The sequence below is a fragment of the Streptomyces sp. SID486 genome (assembly GCF_009865385.1).
Classification (GTDB): Bacteria; Actinomycetota; Actinomycetes; order Streptomycetales; family Streptomycetaceae; genus Streptomyces.
Map to the genome: position 1 here is coordinate 1 of NZ_WWJT01000465.1, position 361 is coordinate 361.

Here is a 361-nt window from a genome sequence, read left to right on the forward strand (position 1 = left end):
CGGCGCCGAGGCCGGCCCGGTGCAGGGCGGCGGCGAGCAGCGGCAGCCGGCCGACGGGCCAGCGGGCGGCCTCGGCGAGCAGGGCGTGCGCCTCTCCGGTGCGCCCCTCGGCCCGCAGCCGGGCCAGATGCTCGACGGTCTCCGCGACCACCGTGCCGGCCTCCTCGTCCTCGACGACGACGGCAGGCGGCACCGGGGTGGCAGGTTCCCCCGCCCCGGCGAACCGGGCCCCGCGCGGCGCACCACGTGCGGCGGGGCCGTCCGGCGCGCCGGCGGACGGCCGGGGCACGACGTCGGGCACGGTTTCCTGCGGCTCGGCCAGCCCGGCGAACCGGGCGCTCCCCCGGCGCCGCGCACGCCG

At 83.1% G+C, this 361-nt stretch carries 1 pseudogene; it reads right to left on the reverse strand.

The features are described from left to right. A pseudogene (locus GT045_RS39000) lies at positions 1–361 on the reverse strand (hypothetical protein); the annotation flags it as partial.